The organism is Arthrobacter sp. B10-11 (assembly GCF_033142195.1).
In the GTDB taxonomy this organism is placed as follows: domain Bacteria; phylum Actinomycetota; class Actinomycetes; order Actinomycetales; family Micrococcaceae; genus Arthrobacter; species Arthrobacter oryzae_C.
Window position 1 is genome coordinate 1,126,861 of record NZ_JAWMTH010000001.1, and the last position, 23,379, is coordinate 1,150,239.

A 23,379-nucleotide genomic window follows, 5' to 3' on the forward strand; every position below is an offset into this window, starting at 1 on the left:
CCCCCTTCGGATCTCCATCGTTGCAGAAACGAGGGCCATAGTGGTCCACGTCACGTCAGTAAGCGGTTTCTGGAAAATCTAGACGCATTTGCATTACCGGTCAAGGCAGAATTTGAATCGTTACATAACTCGACAGCTAGCGGTACACTGGCCACAGCAGTAATGTGGAAAGCGCTTACCAGCTGCCGTCCAGGCCTTCCCCGGCGCCGGGGGCAGTGCGTGCAACGGGCCCTGCCCGGCGAAGTTCCGCAGAGATATTCCCACAACGACACCGACGTCAACCCCATCCCGGGGAGAGAAGAATTCCGGGACAGCACCGTCCCGGGGACAGAAGAGGAGAGCCATGGGCACCCTGTCCGCGCCCGTCCCGGAAGAACGCCCCATCCCCGCTGCAGAGCGCAAAAGCGCCTCAGCCCCTGCCCCAGCCCCTGCCGCAGCCAGGGTGGCGCTCGTTGGCGTCCATGGTTTCGGCACCCACCACCTCCGCAACCTCGAACGGCTCCAGGCCAGCGGGGACGTGACGCTCGTAGCCGTGGCCGATCCGAATCCCCCGGCCGCCGGCGCGCTTCCCCCCGAAACGGCAGTCTTCAGCACGCTCGACGAACTCCTTGCGGCAACGCCGGAGCTCGACCTCGTCATTGTGGCCACACCCATCCAGACGCACGCACCCCTGGCACTCGCCGCCCTACCCCACGCCGACCTGTATCTCGAGAAGCCCCCGGTCGCCTCCCTGGCGGACTTCAACCGCCTCCAGGACGCCGCGGCGGCGGCGGGGCGGACTGTCCAGATAGGTTTCCAGAGCCTGGGCTCGCATGCCCTCCAAGCCATCGGGGAACTGCTCGCGGCCGGCGAAATCGGCTCCCTCCTGGGAGTCACAGCCACCGGGCGCTGGGTACGCGACCGCGCGTACTACAAGCGGTCCCGCTGGGCGGGCAAGCGAAACCTGGACGGCGTTGACGTGGTGGACGGAGTGGCCACGAATCCGCTGGCCCACGCGATCGCCACTGCCTTGCGAATCGCCGGGGCACGGACCGTGGATGATCTCTCGTCGGTGGAAACGGACCTTTACCGCGCCAACGACATCGAATCCGACGACACCTCCGTTATCCGCGTCCGCACCGCCTCCGGCCTTCCCATCACATGCGCGCTGACCCTTTGCGCCACTGAATCCGTGGAACCCTATGTCACGCTTCAGGGAAGCGAAGGCACCGCGGTGTTCCACTACACCGAGGACCGCCTCAGCGTCAGCACAGCCGCGGGCGAACGCCACGAGGTCTTCGGCCGGGACGACCTCACGGAGAACCTCCTAGACCATCTGCGGCACCGCCGCTCGCCTGACCACCCCGGCAGCGCTCCCCTGATCAGTTCCCTCGCGGACAGCGGCGCCTTCATGCGCGTGCTGGAAGCCATCCGCACCGCCGAACCTCCGGCGCTCGTCGATGCTCGGCATGTCCATTGGGTGGGCAACGGCGACTCCGCGCACGCCGTGATCACCGGCGTCGAAGATGCCCTGGAACGCGCGACGGCGGCGCACGCCACCTTCAGCGAACTCGGCCTGCCTTGGGCGCGGCCGGCGGACGGCCACGCGGATGCCTTGTCGCTTTCCGGGCACGACGGCGGTACGGAACCTGGCGCGCGGAGCGGCACCCGGGCGCCCGCTTCCGTGGCCCTCGCCACCGTCTGCGACGGGTCCGCCGTCGCGGCGCGGCTCTCCCCCCGCCCCTACCTGCACCCCGTGCGGACCCTCGGCGGTGTCACCGTGACGGACCACCTGCCGGCGGACCACCCGTGGCATCTGGGCGCCGGCATCGCCCTGCAGGATGTCAACGGCACGAATTTCTGGGGCGGCAAAATCTACAGCCGCGGCTCCGGACGGTACGAGGAACGCCCGGACCACGGCAGGATCGTGCAGCTCGCCGCCGCTTTGGAGCCAGCGTCGCCGGGCAGCGAAGCCCTGCACCAGGACCTGGTCTGGCAGGCAACGGACGGCAGCGAAGTCCTCCGCGAGCGCCGCATCACCCGCAGCAGCCGGGTGGACCGGCGCACGTGGCGCCTGGACCTTGCCACGGAACTGACCGCCGTCGTCGACGCCTCGCTGGGCGGGCCCGGTTCCAACGGGGCCGCCGGAAGCGGCTACGGCGGATTCTTCTGGCGGTTTCCCGCCTGCACGGGGGCCGAGGTTTTCACCGCAGACCAGCGGGGTGAGGCCGGGGTCCACGGCTCCCTGTCGCCGTGGCTGGCATGGACGGCGGACTTCGCGGCGGGCGCGGCCAGCCTCCTGTTCGCCGCCCCTGCCGAGGCACTCGACCCCTGGTTCGTCAGGTTGTCCGGCTACCCCGGCGTGGGCTCGGCACTGGCCTGGGACCGGCCGGTGATCCTCGCCGCAGGGGAATCGGTCCGGCGTTCCTTCTCTGTCTGGATCGCGGACGGCATTCTCACCCCGGCTGAAGCTGCGGCATTGGCCGGAAGCAAGTGACCGGCCAGCTTGCCGCCGTCGCACTTCTCACGGACGGGCTGGAAGCCTGCCTGACGGCCTCAAAGCGCCCGCACTTTGGCTGGGAACTGGAGGCCGGGGCGGGCAGCGACCCCGCCTCCTCCCATCAGAGCGCCTACCAGCTCCGCCTGAGCGATGCGGGCGGAGCGCAGCTCTGGGATTCGGGCATCGTCGTCTCCCGCCAGCAGCACTATGTGGTTTATGGCGGCCCGGAGCTCGCGCCCGACGCCGACTACCGCTGGACCGTCCGCGTACACGACGCCGCCGGCGTACCCGGGCACTGGTCCGCGCCGCAGGAGTTCAGCACGGGACTCGATGCGCCGGACTGGGACGCGGAATGGATCCGCAGGCAACCCGGCGGCAGGGCTCCGCTGGAAATCTTTGACGGCGCATTGCGGGTCGCCGGTTCGCCTTACCTCCCCGTCCCCTGCCCGCCCGTCCGCAGGGTCCGGCTGGAAGTGCGCCTTCGGCCGGTCATGGGCTGGGCCGGCGTCCTGCTCCGCACCACCGGTCCCGGCACCGGCCTGCTGGTGGAGCTGGATTCTGCCGGCAGCGTGGTCCTCCGGCGTGCCGCCCGGTGGGAGATCCCCTCCCCTGCCGTGCCCGCCACCGAAATCTTGGCGAGCGCCCGGCTGGACCGCCATGCGAAGGCTAGCCAGGAACGGCTGCCCGGCAAGGACCTGGTCCCCGGATGCTGGCAGGACCTTGCAGTCACGGATGACGGCCGCAGCATTGCGGTGACGCTCGACGGCGTGGGGCTCTTCAGCGTGGACGAACCCGCTCCCGCCGGGTTCCACGGAAGCCTGGCCCTCCACCAGGGCCCGCGCAGCCAGGCCGAGTACGCCTCCTTCCTCGCCATGGACGCCGCTCCGGCAGTCATGGCCGGTGGCAGCCGCAGCACGGCCGGCACTGCGCTCCTGGAACATCGCTTTGACGCCGGAGCCGGCCGCGCCCGCGAATGCCTCGGCGAGTGGACCCGCGCCACCACGCACCGCCAGCCGGATGAATGGACCCTGGCCCGCACCGAGGTGGCCCTCACCGGCAAGGTGGTGCGCGCCAGGCTGTTTGCCGCGGCCAGCCACCAGGCAGAGTTCCGCATCGACGGCGCAACCTGCCTGGAGACCTCCTCCTTCGGTTACCCCGGCGAAGGCTATTACGACGCCTCCGACGTCACCGCCCTGCTGCAGGCGGAACCCGGACAGAACGGCCGACGTCGCGCGGTCCTCTCGGCCCGGGTGCACTGGTACGGGCCGGGCCAGGGCAGGGCTGCCGGTGTTCCAGGGCTCCTGGCCCAGCTTCACGTCGACTACGACGACGGCCGCCGCGAGGTCTTCGGCTCGGGGCCGGGCTGGCAGGTGGCCGAGGGCCCCTACCGGCAGTCCGGTTACCGGAATGACGAAGGCGATCCGGTGGAGCACCTGGATGCGACCGCCCCCGGCGCTCCTCAAGCCCCCGGGTCCGCCACCTGGGAACAGGCGACGACGCTCGGCAGGCACCCGATCGCGGACTTCCCGGCCATACGTCCCCGGCGCACCTTCCTGGCCAGGACACCCTCCACCGCCGCCCGGCTTCTCACAGCCAGGGACGGAACGGTGGTTGCCGACTTCGGGCGCGTACTGCCCGCCCGGCCGGTGGTGGACTTCGCCGCCGGAGAGGCCGGCCGCACGGTCATGATCCGCGCCGGCTACGCGCTGGCCCCGGACGGCCGGATAGACCGCGGCAAGTCCGCCAGCCAGAACACGGACATGTCCTTCCCCTATACCCAGGCCGACGGTCCGCAGCGCTACGAAGCCGCCGTCCACCTGGGGTTCCGGTACCTCGAAGTACCCGGAATCCCGGCGGACGAAATCACCGCGGCGGGCGCCGTCGTCGTACATTCCCGGCATTCCTGCGAAGGTTCCTTCAGCAGTTCCGATCCGGTGCTGGACGCCGTGTTCACGCTGCTTCGCGATTCCGCCCTATACGGCGCGCAGGAGCAGTTTGTGGACACTCCCACCCGCGAAAAAGGCCAGTTCCTGGGCGACGCGGTGAACATTTCGTACGCCACCATGGCGCTGTTCGGCGAGCGCAACCTGACGGCCCAGGCCCTGCGCGAGTTTGCTGCGTCGGCCGAGAGGTACTGGTCCGACGGCGACGACCACGGCCGCTACAACGCGGTTTATCCCAACGGCGACGGCAAGCGCGACATCCCGGATTTCTCCCTGATGATGCCCGAATGGGTGGAGGACTACCACCGGAACAGCGGCGACACCGCCCTGGTGGAAGAGCTGCTGCCGGCGCTGCGTGCCACCGCCGGTTACGTGTTGCGGTACATCGCGGTTGACGGCCCGACGGCGGGACTCGTCACTTGCCTCGGCGGCGGGTCCGGCCCGTACCTGAACGGGATTGTGGACTGGCCGGCGCCCGGGCGGTTCGGCTACGACATGGAGTGTGCCGCGAAAACCACGGTCAATGCCCAGGCCGTGTCTGTCCTGGACGCGGTGGCCGGGCTGTGCGGGCTGACGGGGCGGACGCGGGAAGCTGCCGGGTACCGCTCACAGTCGGCTGACCTTGCTGCCGCGATTAACGCCCGCCTGCGCGTGGATGGCGTGATGGTGGACGGGCTGAAGCCGGACGGATCCCCCAGTGGCCACGCGTCCCAGCACGCCACGTCGTTCCCGTTGTCGCTTGGCATCACCCCGGCGGAGTGGGTCCAGCGCGACGGCCGGCGCCTGGCCGCGATGGGGATGCGCCAGGGACCCATGACGGTGCACCGGCTGGTCCGCGCCCTGCTCGCAGCGGGGCTGGTGGACGACGTGCTGGACCTGCTGACCGACCCCGGGCAGCCCGGCTGGGCGCGGCTGCTGGCATCCGGGGCCAGCTTCACCTGGGAAGCGTGGGAGTTGGACGAGGACACGGACTACAGCCAGTCGCACGCCTGGTCCGCTTCGGTAATCCGGGAAATCCTTGCCCACCTGCTCGGCATCAGGGTTACGGCAGGGGGTGCGGAGGTTTCCGTCGAACCGCCGGCCTGCCGGCTGGAGCACGCCCGCGGAAGTGTCCCGCTCCAGCGCGGCACGGTATCCGCCAGCTGGCGCCGCGGCGCCGCCGGGATGGAACTGAGCTGCACGGTCCCCGCCGGAGTCCGCGCCTCGGTTGTCCTCCCGGCGGGCAGCTACGGGGTGGGAGGCTACGCGGTGGACGGCCCGACGCCGGGTGCAGCCGTCGTCGAACCCTCCACCGGAGGCGGCGCCGGCGCCGTCACGTTCCGGATCCACCCGGGAACCTGGCACTTCCGCCCGGAATAGCCGGCCGCTGCCTCAACCCGCGCCAAACCCGGCCTCTACCCGGGGAGTTTTTGTCCAGATAACGCGACTTCAGGAGCGTTTTGCTCGCGTTATCTGGACAAAAACTCGGGTCTTAGCTAAGCCCGCTCTTGATCTCCTCGATCGATTTCTTCGCGGCTTCCTCCGGACTGATCCGGCCGAAGTGCACCTCGGTGGTGAAACGCGTGAGGACCTCCGAGGCCGGGCTTGACCCTGCCGGCGGAACAACCGGGGCGTCGCCCACTTCGTCCGCAATGTCATTGATGAAGAAGGCCGTGGCGGCGTCTGCGGGACTCAGCTTCGACGTAATGGCATCGCGTACCTCGGAATTACCGGGAATGCCGCGGTCAGCCAGCGCAATTTCGCCGGCTTCGACGCTGTTCGCCAGGAAGTCGATGAACTGCTGGGCTTCCTTCGGGTGCTTGGTGCGCGAGCTCGCGGACCAGAGCTGGGACGCCTTGTAGTACTGCTGCGCCGATTTGGCGTTTCCCTCGGTGCTTGGCGGGCGCTTGATCTCCAGTGGCTGGCCGGACGCTTTGGTCAGGGCGCCCAGCTGGTTGGACCACAGCCAGCCCATGGCGAACCTGTTTGTGGCCAGCCCCGTCTGATCCAGCGCGGCGCTTGCCTCCTCGGTCATGACGGATGCCGGCGGCACGGATTTTGCATCCCGGAGCCCCGCCTGGAACTCGAAGTAGGACGCGGCATCAGCCTCATCGAAGCCCAGCTTCCCGTCCGGAGTGAAGAGGGACTTTCCGTGCTGCCGCAGCCACAGATTGAAGGAGGCGTCTCCCGTGATAGGCCCGGAGCCGTAGGTCCCGGCTTTGCCGCTCGCTGTGATGTCCGCGGCCGTCTTCCGGTACTCCTCCCAAGTCCAGGACTCGTCGTCCGGCAGGGCAACGCCACTGGCCGAAACCAGCGACGGGTTGGCCAGCACCACCAGCGCGTTCATGCCGGCCGTCACGGCAAACTGCCCGTCCGGCGTCTTGCCGGCGTCGGCCGCAGCCTTGTCGAACTTGGACAGGTCCACGTCCTTCAGGTCAAGGAGCGCCCCGCGCTCGGCGTATTCGCCCAAGTACTGGAGGTCCATCTGGATAACATCGGGGGCCTGCTGTGAAGCTACCTGGGTGGCGAGCTTGTCCCAGTACCCGGACCACTCCCCGTATTCGCCTTCGATCTTGATGTTGGGGTTCTTGGCTTCGAACGCGTCGATCAGCTTCTGGGTCATCTTGTGCCGGACGTCCGAGCCCCACCAGGTGAACCGTAGCGTCACCGGCCCGCCGGCATCGGACTGCGCACCACCCCCGCAGCCGGAAAGAGTCAGCGCGAGCGCGGCTGCCACAGCCGCAATCTTGGGAGTCCGGGATTTCAGGGCGCGAAAAATCATTCGATGTCCTTTGTGACGGCTGGTGGGAGTGATCGAGAAAGCGCTTTCTCATCCACCTTAAATGTGCGCCGCATCACAGTCAAGGGTCCGGGAAACGCTCCGAGTGACAACCCGCGCCGCCCGTTTGCCACTTTTGGTCGCTCTGCGCGGCCCGAAACGGCCAAAAGTGGCAAACTGTCGCGGATACTTCACGAAGCCGCGGGCCGTCGTCGGGCGTTCAGCCACAGCAGCAGTCCGATTACGGCGGCGGACACCATGCCGAGCGCCCCGGTCACGACCAGGCCGGCTCGGACGCCGAACTCTTCCGTGAGCCACCCGGCCAGCAGTCCGCCGAGGGCGTGCCCGCCCAGCAGCAGCGGCAGGTAGAGCGCCAGGACGCGGCCCCGGACGTCCGCACCCGCTTCCAGCTGCACGGTGGTGGCCGCACCGGTCAGGAAGAGCAGCGTCATCACGCCCACCAGCACCAGCATCGCCACGAACAGCTCCTGCGTGGGCATGAGGGCAGCCACCAGCTGGGTCAGCCCGAACAGCCCGGCACTCACTACGATCCCGCGTCGGCCCAGGGTGCGCAGGCGCGCCGCCAGCAGCGCGCCGATGAGGGCACCGGCGGCACTGAAGGTGTTGAACATGCCGAAGCCGGCGGCACCGCTGTGCCAGATGTCTTCGGCGAAAGCCGCAAGCACCACGGGTCCGTTCATGCCGAAGGCTCCCAGGAGTCCCGCCAGCAGCATCACCAGCAGGAGGGAGGGCCGGCAGCGGACGTAGCGGAAGCCGGCGAGGATCTGCCCGCGGCCGCGCAGGGGCGGTTCGCTGGGGTGGAGCTGGGACGTCCGGATGGCGGTGATGAGGCCCAGCACCGCGAGGCACACCAGCGCGTTCGCGGCGAACGCGGCAGCCGAACCGGCGTTGGCAATCACCAGGCCGCCAAGCGCCGGGCCGGCCATGGCGCCGAGCTGGCCGATTGCGTTGTTCAGCCCGATGGCGGGGCGCAGCGCGGCGTCCCCCACCACCTCGTTGACGAACACCTGGCGGGCCGGGCCGTCCACGGCGGACGTGATGCCGAGGGCAACGCAGCATGCATACACGGTCCAGACGGTGATCCCGCCGCCGGCATCCAGGACGGCGAGGGTCAGTGCCAGCAGGGCGGTGATGGACTGGCAGATCAGCAGGATGCGGCGCTTGGGATAAACGTCCACCAGGATGCCGCTCAGCGGCCCCACCACCAGCATGGGCAGGAACTGCAGCGCCACCGCGACGCCCACGGCTGCCGGGCTGCCGGTGAGCTGCAGGACCAGCCAGTCCTGGGCGAGGCGCTGCATCCACACACCGGTACTGCCGGCGAGCTGGATAGCGACGAAAAGGCGGTAGTTGCGCTGCGCCAGCGGGTGGTACCAGCGCAGCGGCCGTTCGGCGGCTGGCCCAACGGCTGGTTCAGGGGCCTGGCCGGTGGCTCGGAGGGACTCAGCGGACTGCGGGCGGTCGAAAGACACGTCTGGGCTCAACTCGGTAGTAATGGGGACCTGCGGGGACGGTAACAACGGCGCTATGGAATAGCTCGTGGAATAGCGGAGCAAACCCGGCTGCGGGGCTACGCGCGGGTTGACCGCATCTTCACCGCGGCCGAGGCGAGGATCAGGGTGCCGGGAACCACCACGAAGAGCGCGGCCAGCATCCACACGAACACCACGGCGGCAAACAGTGCTGCGGCCAGCAGGAGCGAACCCGTCCAGTCGCGGAGCGAGAGCGCCTTGGCGGCATCAAGGGCTGCGGGCCAGGCGGTCTTTGAGGCACCGGTCTTTGAGGCACCGGCGGTTGCGGCGCCAACATTTGTGGCATCGCCCGCGCTGCCCGCATCGTCCGACCACGCCGCGGCGGTGCGCAGGAGCAGGACGGCACCTGCCGCTACCAGGATGAGCGTGGCAGGCAGGACCACAGCCTGGCCGGGCAGCTGCCCCGCCATCGCCAGCAGCAGGTTCAGGACAATCACGACGGCGGCTGCCGCCGTCGTGATTCCCAGCTTCCAGCTGCCCGGCAGCGCCGAGCGGAACGTGGTCCAGAGGGCACGCAGGGAGTCGTCCCGGCCGGACAGGTGCCGCTCGAGGTGCGCGATTCCGGCGGCGTATGCGGCAGGAATGGTGACCAGCGGAAGGGACAGCACCAGCACCAGCACGCCGGCAAGGAGGGTCTCAGAGAACAAGGCGAAGCGGTTGACCGGGATCGGTTCGCTGCGGCCTGCGGGCGTGGTGCTGTCCATCGTGCTCATTTCCTGGCTGTGCTTTCCATCGCCGTCAGCCCTTCAGGCCCTGGGTGGAGACGCCTTCAACAATGTAGCGCTGGAATACCAGGAAGAACACAAGAACCGGCAGCAGGGCCAGGACGGACATGGCGATCATGGCGCCGTAGTCCGAGCTCTGGGTCTGGTCCACGAAGAGGCGCAGGGCCAGCGGCAGCGGGTACTTCTCCGGCGTGTTCAGGTAGAGCAGCGGGCCCAGGAAGTCGTTCCAGCTCCAGATGAAGGAGAAGATCGACGTCGAGATGAGCGCCGGCTTCATCAGCGGAAGCATGATGGAGGTGAAGATCCGGACGTGGCCGGCGCCGTCGATGCGGGCCGCCTCATCCAGTTCGGCCGGCAGGTTGCGCATGAACTGGACCATCAGGAAGACGAAGAACGCATCCGCCGCCAGGAACTTGCCGATGAGCAGCGGGATGTAGGTATCCACCAGGCCCAGCTGCTGGAACACGATGTACTGCGGAATGATCACCACGTGGAACGGCAGGAGCAGGGTGGCGATCATCATGCCGAAGAACACGCTGCGGCCCGGGAACTTGATCCGCGCGAACGCATAAGCCGAGACGCTGGCCGACAGGACGGTTCCTACCACGGCGCCGATGGCCAGGACCAGGGAATTGGTGAAGAACTGGAGCGTGGACACGCCGCCGATTCCCTCCATGGCGGTGACGAAGTTGTCGAAGCTGAAGTTGTTCGACCACAGCGACGTGTTGGCGCCGCCGATTTCGGCATTCGGCTTGAAGGATGACGCGAGCATCCACAGGGCCGGGTAGAGGACCACCGCCGTGAGGGCCAGTGCCACGGCGTGGAAGATGATGCTCTTGGCGCGCTTGGCACCCGCTGACTCGGACTTCGGGTTGTAGTCCGGAGCCGGCGCGGCAATGCCGCTGCCTGTTTTTGGCTGTGTGGGAGTTGCCATAGTTGTCATTTTGCATCACCGCTGTAGTGGACCCAGGACTTGGACGTGCGGAAGAAGATCAGCGTGATGATTCCGACGACGATCACCAGGAGCCAGGCCATCGCCGAGGCGTAGCCCATCCGGAAGTCGCTGAAACCGCGCAGGTACAGGTAGAGGGTGTAGAAGAGGGTGGAGCCTGCCGGGCCGCCTTCGCCGTTGGAGATGATGTAGGCCGAGGCGAAGATCTGGAACGCGTGGATGGTTTCCATCAGCAGGTTGAAGAAGATCACCGGCGACAGCATGGGCCAGGTGATATTGAAGAACTTGCGGACCGGGCCCGCGCCGTCCATCGAGGCGGCTTCGTAGAGGTCGGCCGGGATCTGCTTCAGGCCGGCCAGGAAGATCACCATCGGGGCGCCGAACTGCCAGACGGTCAGCAGGATGAACATCGGCATGGTCATGGACGGGTTGCCCACCCAGCCGCCGAGGTTGATGCCGAAGAAGGACAGGCCCTGGTCCACGGGGCCCGCATCCCCGAACATCGCCTTCCACACAATCGCAATGGACACGGACGCGCCGATCAGGGACGGGGCGTAGAACGCTGAACGGTAGAAGCCCTGGCCCTTGCGCTTGCTGTTCAGCAGCATGGCGACTGCCAGTGCGGCGGCGAGCTTGAGCGGGGTGCCGAAGACCACGTAGCCCACGGTCACGCCCACGGACTGCAGGAACCGCTCGTCCTGGAACAAGGTGGTGTAGTTGTCCAGCCCGATCCATTTGGGCGGGTCGAACAGGTTGTAGTTGGTGAAGGACAGGTAGAGCGAGGAGATCATGGGACCCACGGTGAGGGCGATGAATCCCAGCAGCCAGGGCAGCAGGAAGGTGTAGCCGGCGCGGGCGTCGGCCCCGCGCTGCTTGGATTTGCGCAGCGCGGGGGCGGACGAGGAACGCCTGCTGAGGGTTGGGCTTTGAGTCATGTGAATTTTCCGTCAGTTGCGAACGACTGGATCAGGCGTTCTGCTTGATGAGGTCTTCGGCTTCCTTGAACCAGGCGTCAGCCGCGGAGTCGACGGTCAGCTTGCCGTAGTTGAGGTCGGCGGCGATGCGCTTGAATGAGGCTTCCAGCGTGCCGAAGCCGACGATGGGCGGCTCGGGGGCGTCCTTGAGGTACTTCTCGATCGACTTCTCGTACTCAACCACCAGCTTGTCGGTGCCTTCGAAGGTGGTGCCGTCACGCTGGGTCTTCGACGCCGGAACGCCGCGGGAGGTCTTAAAGATCTGGCCCACTTCGGGGTCGTTGACCATGAAGTCGATGAACCGGGCGGCGGCGTCCTTGTACTTGGTCTTGGCGCTGGCAACCATCAGCATGGAGGGCTTGAGGAAGAGGCCCAGGTTGTCCTTGTCATCGGAGGGAACCGGAACGAGTTTGAGTTCCTTGGCACCGCTGTCCCCGAGGTACGCGGCCATGAAGTTGTCCCAGGTGGCTTCCGTTGCCGTGACGTTGGAGCCGAACGGGGACTTGGGCGCCAGCTGGGTGACTCTTTCCTCCGAGACAAGGGCGGGAGTGCCGCGCAGGTCGGCGGTGACGTTCCACCACTTCTTGAGGTCTTCCTTGGTGAACCCGAGCTTGCCGTCCTCGGTGAAGGCTTCGATGTTGTTCTGGCGCAGCCAGATGTTGAACATCCACCAGATGGAGGTGTAGTCCGTGCCACCGAACAGGGCGCCGTTGCCCTTGGCGCCGACCTCTGCCAGGAACGCGTTGTATTCGTCGTAGGTCCAGGTGCCGTCCGGCTCGGCAATGCCCAGGGACGCGAGCTTGGCCGGATCGTAGTACACGGCGAAGGCGTTGGTGCTGGTGGGGATGCCGTAGGTCTTGCCGCGGATCTGGCCGGAGGGGAGGAGTGACTTCTCGAAAGCGTCGGTGTTGATCTTCACCGTGCCCAGGTCCAGGAGCTGGTTCCGCTGGCCGTAGTCCCGCAGGTAGGAAAGGTCCCACTGCATGACGTCGGGCAGGCCGCCGCCGGCCGCCTCGGTGGCGCGCTTCTGCCAGTAGCCGGCGAAGTCGGTGAAGTTGCCGTTGACCTTGATGTCCGGGTTCTTTGACTGGAACAGGTCGATGGCCTGGCGGGTGCGCTTAGCGCGATCGTCGTTGCCCCACCAGGTGTAGTTGATGGTGACCGGATTCTCCGCCGAACCTGTCTGGGCGGGAGCGGGGGATCCACAAGCCGCCAGCGCGGCGGCAGACGCGGTGCCCAGGGCCACGGTGGTGAGGAAATTCCTTCTGCTGATCATAAGAGCCTCCTTGCTCAGTTGTGTAAGCGCGATTCCTAGTATTCTCTACAACGTGAGTAGTGATCCGGCTTACACGCGCTTTCTGAAACGATACAATATCCCCATTCCCAGATTTGGGCAAGCGTTTTCCAAAGATCTGTTTTCACGCCGGGAACGCTTACCGGAACCGACAAAGGAGTCTCATGTCACCGCAGGAACAATCCGCTCCGCCAGCTGTTTGGAAGAGCCTCGACGGCATCGCCTACGGAGGCGACTACAACCCGGAGCAGTGGCCGGTGAGCACGCGGCTGGAGGACCTGGAGCTGATGAAGGAAGCGGGCGTCACTTTCCTCAGCGTCGGCATTTTCTCGTGGGGGCTGCTCGAGCCGACGGAGGGCACCTACGACTTTGGCTGGCTGGACGAGGTCCTGGATAACCTGGCGACGTCTGGTATCAAAGTAGCCCTCGCCACCGCTACAGCAGCTCCCCCGGCCTGGCTTGTCCGCAAACACCCGGAAATCCTCCCGGTCACGGCTGACGGAACCGTGCTGGGGCCGGGCTCGCGTCGGCACTACTCGCCGTCGTCGGCCGTTTACCGGCGGTACGCCACGGGCATCACCAGGGCGCTGGCAGAACGATACAAGGACCACCCGGCGCTGGCTCTGTGGCATGTGGACAACGAACTCGGCTGCCACGTATCGGAGTTTTACGGGGACGAGGACGCGGCCGCCTTCCGCGCCTGGCTGGAACGGCGCTACGGGAACATTGAGGCGCTGAACGCGTCGTGGGGCACGGCCTTCTGGTCCCAGCATTACGCCTCATTCGAGGAGATCCTGCCGCCCGGCGCCGCACCGTCCACCCTGAATCCGGGGCAGCAGCTCGACTTCCAGCGCTTCAGTTCCTGGTCCCTGATGGACTACTACCGCACCCTGCTCGAAGTGCTGCGGGACGTGACGCCGGGCGTGCCGGCCACCACCAACCTCATGGTGTCCAGCGCCACCAAGTCCATGGACTATTTCGACTGGGCCAAGGACCTGGACGTGATCGCCAACGACCACTACCTCGTGGCCGCCGATCCCGAGCGGCAGATCGAACTCGCGTTCAGCGCGGACCTTACGCGGGGTGTTGCGGGCGGCCACCCGTGGATCCTGATGGAACATTCGACGTCGGCCGTCAACTGGCAGCCCCGCAACCAGCCCAAGATGCCCGGCGAAATGCTCCGCAATTCCCTGGCGCATGTGGCCCGCGGCGCGGACGCCGTGATGTTTTTCCAGTGGCGGCAGAGCTTCGCCGGCTCGGAGAAATTCCACTCCGCCATGGTTCCGCATGGCGGGCGGGAAACCCGGATCTTCCGGGAGGTGGTGGGGCTTGGCGCGGCACTGCAGAAGCTGGCGCCGGTCAAGGGCTCCCGCGTCGAATCCCGGGTGGCGGTCGTGTTCGATTACGAGGCCTGGTGGGCGAGCGAAATCGACTCCAAGCCCAGCGTTGACGTGAGATACCTGGACCTGCTGCGCGACTTCCACCGTTCACTATTCCTGCGCGGGGTGTCGGCTGACTTCGTGCACCCCTCCGCGTCCCTGGCGGGCTACGCACTGGTGCTGGTATGCACCCTGTACAACGTCACCGACGCCGCCGCCGCGAACATCGCTTCCGCTGCCCGGGAAGGCGCAACCATCCTGGTCAGCTACTTCAGCGGGATTGTCGATGAGCAGGACCACGTCCGGCTCGGCGGCTATCCGGGCGCGTTCCGTGACCTGCTGGGCGTCAGCGTGGAGGAATTTTATCCGCTGCTGGCCGGGTCCACCGCCAAGCTCAGCGATGGCGGTGTGGGACGCGTGTGGAGCGAGCATGTGCACGCGGCCGGCGCGGAGGTGGTTTCGGCATTCACCGAATACCCCCTTGAAGGCGCTCCTGCCCTGACGCGGCGCTCCGTGGGAGCCGGGGCGGCCTGGTACCTGGCCACCTTCCCCGACCGGGACGGCATCGAGGCGCTGGTCGATCGGCTGCTGGACGAGTCGGGAGTTGCCGCAGTGGCCGGGGCGGACCAGGGAGTCGAGTTGACGCGGCGGCGCAACGCGGATGGCACAAGCTTCGTGTTCGCCATCAACCACTCCCGCACCGACGCAACCGTCCGGGTGGCAGGGACTGAGCTGCTGTCCGGCGAACGGTTCACCGGGATGGTTCCTGCCGGTGCCGTGGCGGTGGTCGCGGAGGACTGACCTGGCACCAAGGAGCACCATGCAGAAGTGCCCCCACCCGATTCACAAGGATCGGATGGGGGCACGTTCAGCAGGACTGCTAGCTGATGGCCGACTTCATTTCGTCGACTGCCTTCTTGCCGGCCTCCTCGGTGGACAGCCGGTCGAAGAGGACCTCGGAGGTGTACCGCTTGACGATCTCCTGGATGGCGCCGGCGCCCTTCGGCGGAGGCGCCGGGGCTTCACCGAGCTCGTCCTTGATCTGGTCGATAAATTTGACCACCTTGATATCGGCGGGCGTCAGCTTGGGCTCGATGGCCGCCCGGACCTCGGAGTTGGGGTAGACGCCGCGGTCGGCCAGGAGTGCCTCGCCGGCCTTGGTGTTGTTGGCCAGGAAGTCGATGAACTTGGCGGTTTCCTCAGGATGCTTGGTGCGGGAAGAGGCGGACCAGAACTGGGAGGCCTTGTACCAAAGGTTCGCATCAGCGGACGTGCCGGTCTTGGACGGGAACCGCAGAATCTGCAGCTCTCCTGCGGCAGCCTTCTCGAGCGCCGGCAGCTGGTTGGACCACCAGAATGCGAGCCCGTTCTTGCCTGTCGCCAGGCCGCTCTGGTCCAGCGGTGCCGCCTCGGCCTCGACCACCTCGGAGGCTGACGGGACGGCCTTCTTCTCGCTCAGCTGCTTCAGGAACGCCCACCACTCGGCGATGTCGCCCGGCTCGAAGCCGAGTTTCCCGTCGCTGGTGTACAGCGACTTGCCGTTCTGCCGGAGCCACACGCCGAGCGACGCTTCGTCCGTGCCGTAGGCCGCCGCACCGTAGGTACCCTTCGGCGACTTCGCGGTGACCTCGGCGGAAATGCGCTCGAAGTCTTCCCATGTCCAGGTGCTGTCATCCGGAAGCTCCACTCCCGCAGCCTTGAAAACGGCCGGGTTGGCCAGGATGGTCGCTGCATTGATGCCTGCGGCTATGCCCGTCAGGCCGTCCTCGTTCTTGCCGGCGTTGAGGGCGGCTTCGTCAAACTTGGACGTGTCGATGTCGTACTTGGAGAGGTCCAGCAGGGCACCGCGGCTCGAGTACTCCGTGATATATTTTTCGTCCATCTGGATGATGTCCGGGGCATCATTGGCCGCGACCTGGGTGGCCAGCTTGTCCCAGTAGCCGCTCCAGTCGCCGAACTCCGGCTTGATCTTGATGTTCGGGTTCTCGGCTTCGAAGGCAGCAATCGCGGCCTGCGTCAGCTGCGCCCGCTTGTCCCCTCCCCACCAGGAGAAACGGAGTTCAACTTTGCCGTCGGCACTCTGCGGGGCGGCTCCCCCGCCGCAGGCGCTGAGGGCCAGCACGACGGCGGCAGCTGCGGCGACCGCGCCGGTTCGGCGCAGCCTCCGTCCGGCCCGGGCGGACGTTGCCTCTGCTGCGCCACGACTGGCGGCTGAGGCAGGGCGGGAAAATAGCGGCACTGGATTCTCCGATCTTCTTTGATCTTGAAAGCTGATGGGTTCGACACTGGATGGTCTGGAAAGTCGCTCAGAAAACGCTTTCTCGTGACTAAGAATACAAGCGAGGTACTTGTAATACAAGATGTTCGGCGGGCCAATTTCAAGTGCACGCCCCATGAGTCGGGGTGGACGGGCAACGAACACCCATCCACCCCGGCGGGAACTGCAAGGACCAGCAGGATCTACTTGATGCCGGTCGTCGCGATCCCCTTGATGAGGAAGCGCTGGCCGAAAAGGAACACCAGGAACACCGGCAGCAGGGACACGATGGACATGGCGAAGAGCGAGCCCCAGCTGGTGGCCGACTGCGAGTCCACAAACGCCCGCAGGGCAACCGGCACGGTGAACATCTCCGGATCCGTCAGGTAGATCAGGGCGCCGAAGAAGTCGTTCCAGGTCCAGATGAACGTGAAGATGGTGGTGGTGGCGAGGGCGGGCACCATCAGCGGCAGGATGACGCGCAGGAAGATGCGCGGGTGGCCGGCGCCGTCGATCCTCGCCGCTTCATCCAGTTCCTTGGGGATGCCCCGGATGAACTGCACCATCAGGAACACGAAGAACGCGTCCGTAGCAAGGAGCTTGGGCACAATCAGCGGCCAGAAGGTGTTCACCCAGCCGATCTGCGAGAAGAGGATGTACTGCGGCACGATGATCACGTGGAACGGCAGCATGATGGTCAGGAGCATCACGCCGAAGAACAGCTTCTTACCGCTGAACTGCAGCCGGGCGAAGGCGTAGGCGGCCATGGAGCAGGAGATCAGGTTGCCCAGGATGGAACCGATCACCACCACTGCCGAATTGAGCATGTAGTGCCCGAAGGGGTGGGTCAGCGCGGACCAGCCGTCGGTGTAGTTGCCCATTTCCAGGCTGTTGAGCCAGAGGCCGGGTTCGCGGAAGATCAGCTCGTTGGGGCGGAGTGATGACACCACCATCCACAGCAGCGGGTAGATCATGATGCCGCCGGTGATGATCAGGACGGCATGCTTGGACAGGGCCTTGATGCGCGCGCTGCGGCTGAAGGCCAGCGATCCGCGGGATTCGCGTTTCCGGCTGCCGCCCTGGGGGCCTTTGCCCCTGGTTTTGCCTCCGGAGGACGGCAGTTTCTCCGGAGCCTGCAAGGTCTGTAGTTCAGTCATCGTAGAACACCCAATACTTTGAAGCGATGAAGTTGATGGCCGTGAAAGCGCCGATGATCACCAGGAGGAACCAGGCCATCGCGGAGGCGTACCCCATGTCGAACTGGCCGAATCCCTTCTGGTAGAGGTAAAGCGTGAAGAACATGGTGGAGTCGGACGGCCCGCCGTTGCCTCCCGAGACGATGAACGCCTGGGTGAAGGACTGGAAGGACCCGATGATCTGCAGGACGAGGTTGAAGAAGATGATCGGGCTCAGCATCGGCAGGGTGATGCGCCAGAATTTCTGCAGCGTGGTGGCTCCGTCAACCTCGGCCGCCTCGTAGTACATATTGGGAATCTGGCGCAGCCCGGCCAGGAAGATGATCATGGGGCTACCGAAAGTCCACACGTGGAGCAGGATGATGGATCCCAGCGACGTGGACGGATCCGAGATCCAGCCGGGTCCGGTGATGCCGAACATGGCCAGCACCTGGTTCACCAGGCCGGAGGTTCCGAAGATCTGCTTCCAGAGGATGGCCACGGCCACCGAGCCGCCGAGCAGGGACGGCAGGTAGAAGATGGACCGGTAGAACGGCAGGCCGCGAAGACCCTTGTCCAGCACCAGGGCAATCAGCAGCGCAACCGCAAGCTGCAGCGGGACGCCGACCAGCACATACGTGAAGGTCACGCGGAGTGAGTTGTGGAGCCGTGCGTCCTCCAGCATGCGGGTGAAATTGTCCAGCCCCACCCATTCCGGCGGCTGCAGCAGGTTGTAGTCCGTAAAGGACAGGTAGAGGGACATGATCATGGGGCCGATGGTGATGGCCACAAGACCAATCAGCCATGGCAGCAGGAAGATGTAGGCCGCCTTGTTGTCGCGGCGGTTCGCGCGTTTCTCCTCGGCTGTCGCCGGCCCTTTGCGCCGGCTGATGGAGGACAATTCGCTGATGGCGCTCATTGCCTCCCCCTCGGCTGACGGACGCCTGCCGGCGTCCCGGGGTAATGCTGTGCGGCCATGTGGTCTCCTTTGGTCATCGTGGCCTTCCACGGCGTGCTGGTGTGAAGTGCATTCGCCGTCACGGGCCCGCGCCGATCAGTTCCGGCACCACCCGCCTGACTGGCTTCCGGAGGGACCGGGCCAACAGCGGCTTTGTACCAAAGTAAACGCTTTCTTGACCGCTGTACAGCCTTTTGCTAATTTTTGAGAAAGCGTTTTCTGACTTCGGTACCTTCCGGGTCAGAGCATCTGCGAGAGGCAGGACAATGATGTTTGCACCCGGCAGGCCGCGCCGATGAATCCCGGCACCCCTGACATTACCGGCACGCAGGACACAGCCGGCATCCCGGACTCCCTTGGCACCCTGGACTCTCCAGGCGCCGGTCCGGAGCGGCGGCCCAGCACCATCGGCGGCTACGAGGACTGGCCTTCCTACGTGGGCACCCGCCGGCGGCACATTGCGGAAACTTCCGCCGGGCAGGAACTGGCAGATGCCCTGGGTGTTCCGGCCGCCCCGGCAGACCCCGCCGCGGTGCGGGATTCCGTGGTGCTGGAGTCGGAGGAAACGCACGACGGCGTCACTACGTCGCGGGTCAGCTGGCAGTTGGGCTTCGGGCCCCGCACCGGCGCCTGGTTTGTGCGGCCGGCCGGGCGGACCGGACCATTGCCGGGAGTGCTGGCGCTGCATTGCCACGCAGGCATCAAGTCCGGCGGCGCGGACCGACTGGTGGACCCGCGTGCCGCGGACCTCCAGCAGCGGCTCTATGGCGGCCGCCCGTTTGCCATCTGGCTGGCAGCGCAGGGCTTCGCCGTCCTGGCCCACGACACGTTCTCCTGGGGCAGCCGCCGCTTCGATCTCGGCACGCCGCCGTGGCGGACAGCCGCCGTCGTCGAGGGCCGCAAGGCACTGTGGCGGGAGGCCGGCGTCGTGCCTTCCGCAGCGGAACTGTATGACGCCGCTGCGGCGGCGCACGAGGACACCGTGGCGAAGGCGTCCGGCCTGCTGGGAACGAGCTTCGCCGGAATGGTGGCGCACGACGACCTCGCGGCCCTCAAGGTGCTTGCCGGCCTCCCGGGCGTGGACGCCGGGCGGCTGGGGAGCATCGGATTCTCCGGCGGAGGCGGGCGGTCCGTGATGCTGGCCGCGCTCAGCCCGCTCATCCGCAGTTTTGTGGTCACGTGCATGATGACCACGTACCGGTCGCTGGTCCCGGCCTACCTGGATGCGCATTCCTGGCTCCTGCAGACGCCGGGCCTGTCACGGCTGGGCGACTTTCCCGAACTGGCAGCACGTTCCACGGCGGACCGCTTCCTGGTGCAGTACGCGCTGGCCGACGAGCTGTTCCCCGAGGACGGGATGCGCGACGCCGACGCCATCCTGGGGGCCAGTGGCACCGGCCGCTATACCGGCAGTTTCTGGCCGGGCGGGCACGCCTTCACCACGGACATGCAGGACGAGGCCGCCGCCTTCCTGCAGCAGCATCTTTCCCCCGCTCCCCTTGCCTCCGCCCGCCAGAACGGACAGTCATGACACCCGAAAACTTCAGCGCCGGCACAACGAACAGTGCCGCATCGACTGACAGCGCCGCATCGACCGACAGCGCCGGCACCAACGACCATGCCCCGGCGGCGGAGGACCGCGCCGTCCCGCGGGTGGCCCTCGTCGGCGCGCACGGCTACGGGGCCCGCCACCTGGACAACCTTGCCCGCCTCGCCGGACTGGACCGTGTGGAACTTGTGTCGGTGGCGGACCCCCGCCCGCCGGCCGAGGGGACGCTTCCTCACGGCGTGGCCACGTTCACCTCGCTGGAGGAGCTCCTCGCCGCAGGGCCTGCGCCGGACGTCGTCGTCCTGGCCACCCCCATCCAGACGCACGCGCCGCTGGCCCTGGCGGCCATCGCGGCCGGGGCGGACGTCTACGTGGAGAAGCCGCCCATGGCGTCGCTGGCCCAGTTCACCGACGTGCTGACTGCCGCGGAGGAGTCGGGCAGGCTGGTCCAGGTGGGTTTCCAAAGCCTCGGCTCCCATGCCCTGCCGGCGCTGGACCGGCTCGTTGAGTCCGGTGAAATCGGCGAAGTCCGCGGCGTGGGCGCCGTCGGCACCTGGGTTCGCACCAGGGCCTACTTCAAACGTTCACGCTGGGCGGGCAAACGCAGCCTGGACGGTACCGACGTGGTGGACGGGGTGGCCACCAATGCCCTGGCGCATGCGGTGGCCACCGGGTTGCGGATGGCCGGCGCGGCGCTGGCGGACGACGTCGTCTCCGTGGAGACGGACCTGTACCGTGCCCACGCGACCGAAAGCGATGACACCTCGGTGATCCGAGTGCGCACTGCCGGCGGAGTGGTCCTCCTCTGCGCCCTCACCCTGTGCGCCGACAAACAGACCGCACCCTGTGTCACCATCCACGGCACCCTGGGACGGGCTGAATTCTTTTACACCGAGGACCGGCTGACAATCACAACGCCCGACGGCGAGCGCACCGAAACATTCGGCCGCACCGATCTGCTGGAAAACCTCCTGGCGGCCCGGCGCTCTCCCGGGGCGCGTGGACTGCTCAGCCCGCTGGCCGGGAACGGCGCCTTCATGAGAGTGCTCGAAGCCATCCGGAGAGCGGAGCCGCCCCGCGCGATTGGCGCCGGGCACGTGTCCTGGCAGGGCGAGGGCGACGACGCCCGCCCGGTGGTCCGCGGAATCAGCCACCTGGTGCGCCGGGCCGCGGCGGCACAGGCCACCTTTGCGGAGCTGGGCGTGCCCTGGGCGCGCGAGCTGCCGGCAGCCGGGACGCAACCGGTGTTTGCGGTGAACGGGAAGGTCGTGGCGAGGAGGGCGGACGGCGGCCGGATCACTCCGACGTCATCGCCGCGCCCGTACCTGCATCCGGTAGCAACGCTGGCCGGCACCGTGGTGACTGACCACCTGCCGGAGGACCACGTCTGGCACCTGGGAGCGGGCGTGGCCATCCAGGACGTGGACGGCGTCAACTTCTGGGGCGGCCGCACCTTCACCCCCGGCGCCGGAGCCTATGTGTGGCGGAAGGACCACGGGCGGATCGTCACGCTTGCGGCGGAGCACGACAGTGCCGGCAGCAGGCTGGCCGAAACCCTGGGCTGGCTCGGGCCGGACGGAAAACCCCTCCTCCACGAACAGCGCACGTGGAGCTGGGCCGCCGTCGACTCCTCCACCTGGCGGCTCACGCTCGACTTCATCCTCGCCCCGGCGGGGCCGGACCCGGTCACGCTGGGCAGCCCGGGCTCCAACGGCCGGCCGCAGGGCGGCTACGGCGGCTTCTTCTGGCGCCTTCCCACCGTCGCCGCGGCACAGGTTTGGACGGCCGCCGCGGACGGGGAAGATGCCGTGCACGGCACGGTCCCCTCCGTTGAGGCGCCGTGGCTGGCGTGGTCGGGCACCTTCCGGAACGGGGAGCACGACGGCGGTCCGGCCACCCTCGTCTTCCTGCCCCGGCAGGAACCTGGGCAGCCCGGCGACCCGTGGTTTGTCCGCCTCGCCGGGTATCCCGGCGTCGGACTGTCCCTGGCGTGGGAGCAGCGGGCAACGGCCAGCCACGCCCGGCCGCTGCACCGGACCGTCACGGTCCTCGTGGCCGACGGACTCCTGTCCACCCGCGACATCGAACAGCTGATCACTACTTTGGGGGAATCCGCATGAACACCGTTACACAGCAAACTGAGCAAACACCGCAGGCACCGCTCGTTGCCGCAGCAGGAGAAGGAGCCGCGGGAAATGCGGCCGACCGCGCCGTCAAACGCCGGCGCGTCCTGGACATCCTGGACGCAGCGGGCCGGGACTCGATCCTGCTCACCACCAACACGGCGCTGACCTGGTACCTGGACGGAAGCCGCGTCCATATCAGCCTGGCCGGCGACCCCATCGCCGCGATGCTGGTGGACCGCGACGGCGACCACCTGGTCACCTTCAACAACGAGGCCGCCCGGATCGCGGCGGAGGAACTGCCCGACGGCGTCGCCCTCCACACAGTGCCGTGGCACGGTCAGCTGCACGCTGCCGCAGCCATGCTCGCCCCCGGCGGCACGCCGCTTGCCGAAGCCGATGTTGCCGCGGAACTGCGGACCGCCCGCCAACAGTTCCTGCCCGGCGAGAGTGCGCGGTATGCCCGGCTGTGCGCCGAGGGGGCGGCCGCAATGACCGATGTCCTCTCGGAAGCCACGCCGGAAACCACGGAGTTCGGTGTTGCCTCCGCCCTGGCCGCGCGGATCGTGGCCATGGGGGCCGAGCCGCTGGTGCTCCTCTGCAATGGCGCCGGCCGCAGCGGGTTCCGTCATCCGCTGCCCACGCACGCGCCGATCGGCCGGCGGGCCATGGCGGTGGTGTGCGCACGCCGCAACGGCCTGGTGGCCAACGTGACCCGCTGGGTGCGGTTCGACGCCGGGACACCGGACGAGCTCGACGCTGAAGTCCGGATTGCCGCGGTGGAGGCGGACATCTTTGATGCCACCGTCCCGGGCGCACGGCTCGACGGTATCTTCGCGGAAATCCAGGAAGCCTACTTCCGGCACGGCTTCGGCGCCGACCAGTGGACCCGCCACCATCAGGGCGGTCCGGCCGGCTATGCAGGCCGGGATCCCCGGGCTACCCCGGCCACCAATGACACCGTGGTGCTCGGCCAGACTTTCACCTGGAACCCCTCCGGCCCGGGAGTCAAGATCGAGGACACGGTGCAGCTCACCGAGTCGGGGATCACCGTCCTCAGCGTGGATCCCCGCTGGCCTGCCGCCGTCGTCAACGGCATCCGGCGGCCGCTGACCCTGGAGCTGTGAGTACGCAACATGGAGTCACCGGTATAGACCGGTGAGTGCTTTTGGCCGAAACCAGCGGTAGATTTTTCCGCCCTGGCAGCCGAAGTGATACCCCATCAATTGGATTTGACTTGAAAACCGAGTCCGATTCGGC

General features: G+C 67.1%; 15 protein-coding genes. 6 read left to right on the plus strand and 9 right to left on the minus strand.

Going from position 1 to position 23,379, the window contains the following annotated elements:
* The first annotated feature begins 343 nt into the window (after window positions 1-343).
* Together RW112_RS05305 and RW112_RS05310 are read left to right on the plus strand one after the other, a co-directional pair.
* A complete protein-coding gene (locus tag RW112_RS05305; protein ID WP_317780722.1) occupies window positions 344-2,476 on the plus strand; it encodes a DUF6807 family protein in 2,133 nt (710 codons plus the stop codon).
* Window positions 2,473-5,781: a family 78 glycoside hydrolase catalytic domain gene (locus tag RW112_RS05310; RefSeq protein ID WP_317780723.1), complete on the plus strand. Its 3,309-nt coding sequence runs from the start codon at window positions 2,473-2,475 to the stop codon at window positions 5,779-5,781. The genes RW112_RS05305 and RW112_RS05310 overlap by 4 nt, the downstream gene beginning before the upstream one ends.
* Window positions 5,782-5,893: 112 nt before the next feature.
* On the opposite strand, the gene RW112_RS05315 is transcribed toward RW112_RS05310, so the two are convergent.
* From RW112_RS05315 to RW112_RS05340, 6 genes are all read right to left on the minus strand, one after another.
* Window positions 5,894-7,183: an ABC transporter substrate-binding protein gene (locus RW112_RS05315; protein WP_317780725.1), complete on the minus strand. Its 1,290-nt coding sequence runs from the start codon at window positions 7,181-7,183 to the stop codon at window positions 5,894-5,896.
* Window positions 7,184-7,371: 188 nt separating this feature from the next.
* On the minus strand, window positions 7,372-8,673 hold the full coding sequence (locus tag RW112_RS05320) for an MFS transporter (RefSeq protein WP_411709855.1): 1,302 nt from the start codon (window positions 8,671-8,673) through the stop codon (window positions 7,372-7,374).
* 98 nt (window positions 8,674-8,771) lie between these two features.
* Window positions 8,772-9,446, minus strand: coding sequence for a Poxvirus protein I5 (locus RW112_RS05325; RefSeq protein ID WP_317780726.1), 675 nt, complete (start codon window positions 9,444-9,446; stop codon window positions 8,772-8,774).
* A gap of 25 nt (window positions 9,447-9,471) precedes the next feature.
* Window positions 9,472-10,401: a carbohydrate ABC transporter permease gene (locus RW112_RS05330; RefSeq protein ID WP_317780727.1), complete on the minus strand. Its 930-nt coding sequence runs from the start codon at window positions 10,399-10,401 to the stop codon at window positions 9,472-9,474.
* Window positions 10,398-11,345, minus strand: a complete 948-nt coding sequence (locus tag RW112_RS05335; protein WP_317780728.1) for a sugar ABC transporter permease — start codon at window positions 11,343-11,345, stop codon at window positions 10,398-10,400. The genes RW112_RS05330 and RW112_RS05335 overlap by 4 nt, the downstream gene beginning before the upstream one ends.
* Window positions 11,346-11,376: 31 nt before the next feature.
* Entirely contained in the window at window positions 11,377-12,660 is a 1,284-nt protein-coding gene (locus RW112_RS05340; protein WP_317780729.1) for an ABC transporter substrate-binding protein, read from the minus strand.
* A gap of 182 nt (window positions 12,661-12,842) precedes the next feature.
* Here RW112_RS05340 and RW112_RS05345 point away from each other — a divergent pair, with 182 nt between their 5' ends.
* Window positions 12,843-14,858: a beta-galactosidase gene (locus RW112_RS05345; protein ID WP_317780730.1), complete on the plus strand. Its 2,016-nt coding sequence runs from the start codon at window positions 12,843-12,845 to the stop codon at window positions 14,856-14,858.
* Between the two features lie 79 nt (window positions 14,859-14,937).
* On the opposite strand, the gene RW112_RS05350 is transcribed toward RW112_RS05345, so the two are convergent.
* From RW112_RS05350 to RW112_RS05360, 3 genes are all read right to left on the minus strand, one after another.
* A complete protein-coding gene (locus RW112_RS05350; protein ID WP_317780731.1) occupies window positions 14,938-16,296 on the minus strand; it encodes an ABC transporter substrate-binding protein in 1,359 nt (452 codons plus the stop codon).
* 221 nt (window positions 16,297-16,517) lie between these two features.
* Window positions 16,518-17,471, minus strand: a complete 954-nt coding sequence (locus tag RW112_RS05355; protein ID WP_317780732.1) for a carbohydrate ABC transporter permease — start codon at window positions 17,469-17,471, stop codon at window positions 16,518-16,520.
* Complete coding sequence (locus RW112_RS05360; RefSeq protein ID WP_305942130.1) at window positions 17,464-18,408, minus strand: carbohydrate ABC transporter permease; 945 nt, start codon at window positions 18,406-18,408, stop codon at window positions 17,464-17,466. Before RW112_RS05360 ends, RW112_RS05355 begins: the two co-directional genes overlap by 8 nt.
* A gap of 334 nt (window positions 18,409-18,742) precedes the next feature.
* Between RW112_RS05360 and RW112_RS05365 the strand changes: the two genes are divergently transcribed.
* Genes RW112_RS05365 through RW112_RS05375 form a run of 3 tightly spaced genes read left to right on the plus strand, consistent with a single transcriptional unit; the run spans window position 18,743 to window position 23,246 of the window.
* Window positions 18,743-19,978 (plus strand): acetylesterase, encoded by a 1,236-nt coding sequence (locus RW112_RS05365; RefSeq protein WP_317780733.1) that lies wholly within the window; start codon window positions 18,743-18,745, stop codon window positions 19,976-19,978.
* Window positions 19,975-22,116: a DUF6807 family protein gene (locus tag RW112_RS05370; protein WP_317780734.1), complete on the plus strand. Its 2,142-nt coding sequence runs from the start codon at window positions 19,975-19,977 to the stop codon at window positions 22,114-22,116. Before RW112_RS05365 ends, RW112_RS05370 begins: the two co-directional genes overlap by 4 nt.
* Entirely contained in the window at window positions 22,113-23,246 is a 1,134-nt protein-coding gene (locus RW112_RS05375; protein WP_317780735.1) for a M24 family metallopeptidase, read from the plus strand. Before RW112_RS05370 ends, RW112_RS05375 begins: the two co-directional genes overlap by 4 nt.
* The last annotated feature ends 133 nt before the right edge of the window (window positions 23,247-23,379 follow it).

Coding starts and splice junctions, on each gene's coding strand:
- RW112_RS05305 (WP_317780722.1), top strand. CDS start 344: ATGGGCACCCTGTCCGCGCCCGTCCCGGAAGAACGCCCCATCCCCGCT.
- RW112_RS05315 (WP_317780725.1), bottom strand. CDS start 7,183: ATGATTTTTCGCGCCCTGAAATCCCGGACTCCCAAGATTGCGGCTGTG.
- RW112_RS05325 (WP_317780726.1), bottom strand. CDS start 9,446: ATGAGCACGATGGACAGCACCACGCCCGCAGGCCGCAGCGAACCGATC.
- RW112_RS05330 (WP_317780727.1), bottom strand. CDS start 10,401: ATGACAACTATGGCAACTCCCACACAGCCAAAAACAGGCAGCGGCATT.
- RW112_RS05335 (WP_317780728.1), bottom strand. CDS start 11,345: ATGACTCAAAGCCCAACCCTCAGCAGGCGTTCCTCGTCCGCCCCCGCG.
- RW112_RS05340 (WP_317780729.1), bottom strand. CDS start 12,660: ATGATCAGCAGAAGGAATTTCCTCACCACCGTGGCCCTGGGCACCGCG.
- RW112_RS05345 (WP_317780730.1), top strand. CDS start 12,843: ATGTCACCGCAGGAACAATCCGCTCCGCCAGCTGTTTGGAAGAGCCTC.
- RW112_RS05355 (WP_317780732.1), bottom strand. CDS start 17,471: ATGACTGAACTACAGACCTTGCAGGCTCCGGAGAAACTGCCGTCCTCC.
- RW112_RS05360 (WP_305942130.1), bottom strand. CDS start 18,408: ATGAGCGCCATCAGCGAATTGTCCTCCATCAGCCGGCGCAAAGGGCCG.
- RW112_RS05365 (WP_317780733.1), top strand. CDS start 18,743: ATGAATCCCGGCACCCCTGACATTACCGGCACGCAGGACACAGCCGGC.
- RW112_RS05370 (WP_317780734.1), top strand. CDS start 19,975: ATGACACCCGAAAACTTCAGCGCCGGCACAACGAACAGTGCCGCATCG.
- RW112_RS05375 (WP_317780735.1), top strand. CDS start 22,113: ATGAACACCGTTACACAGCAAACTGAGCAAACACCGCAGGCACCGCTC.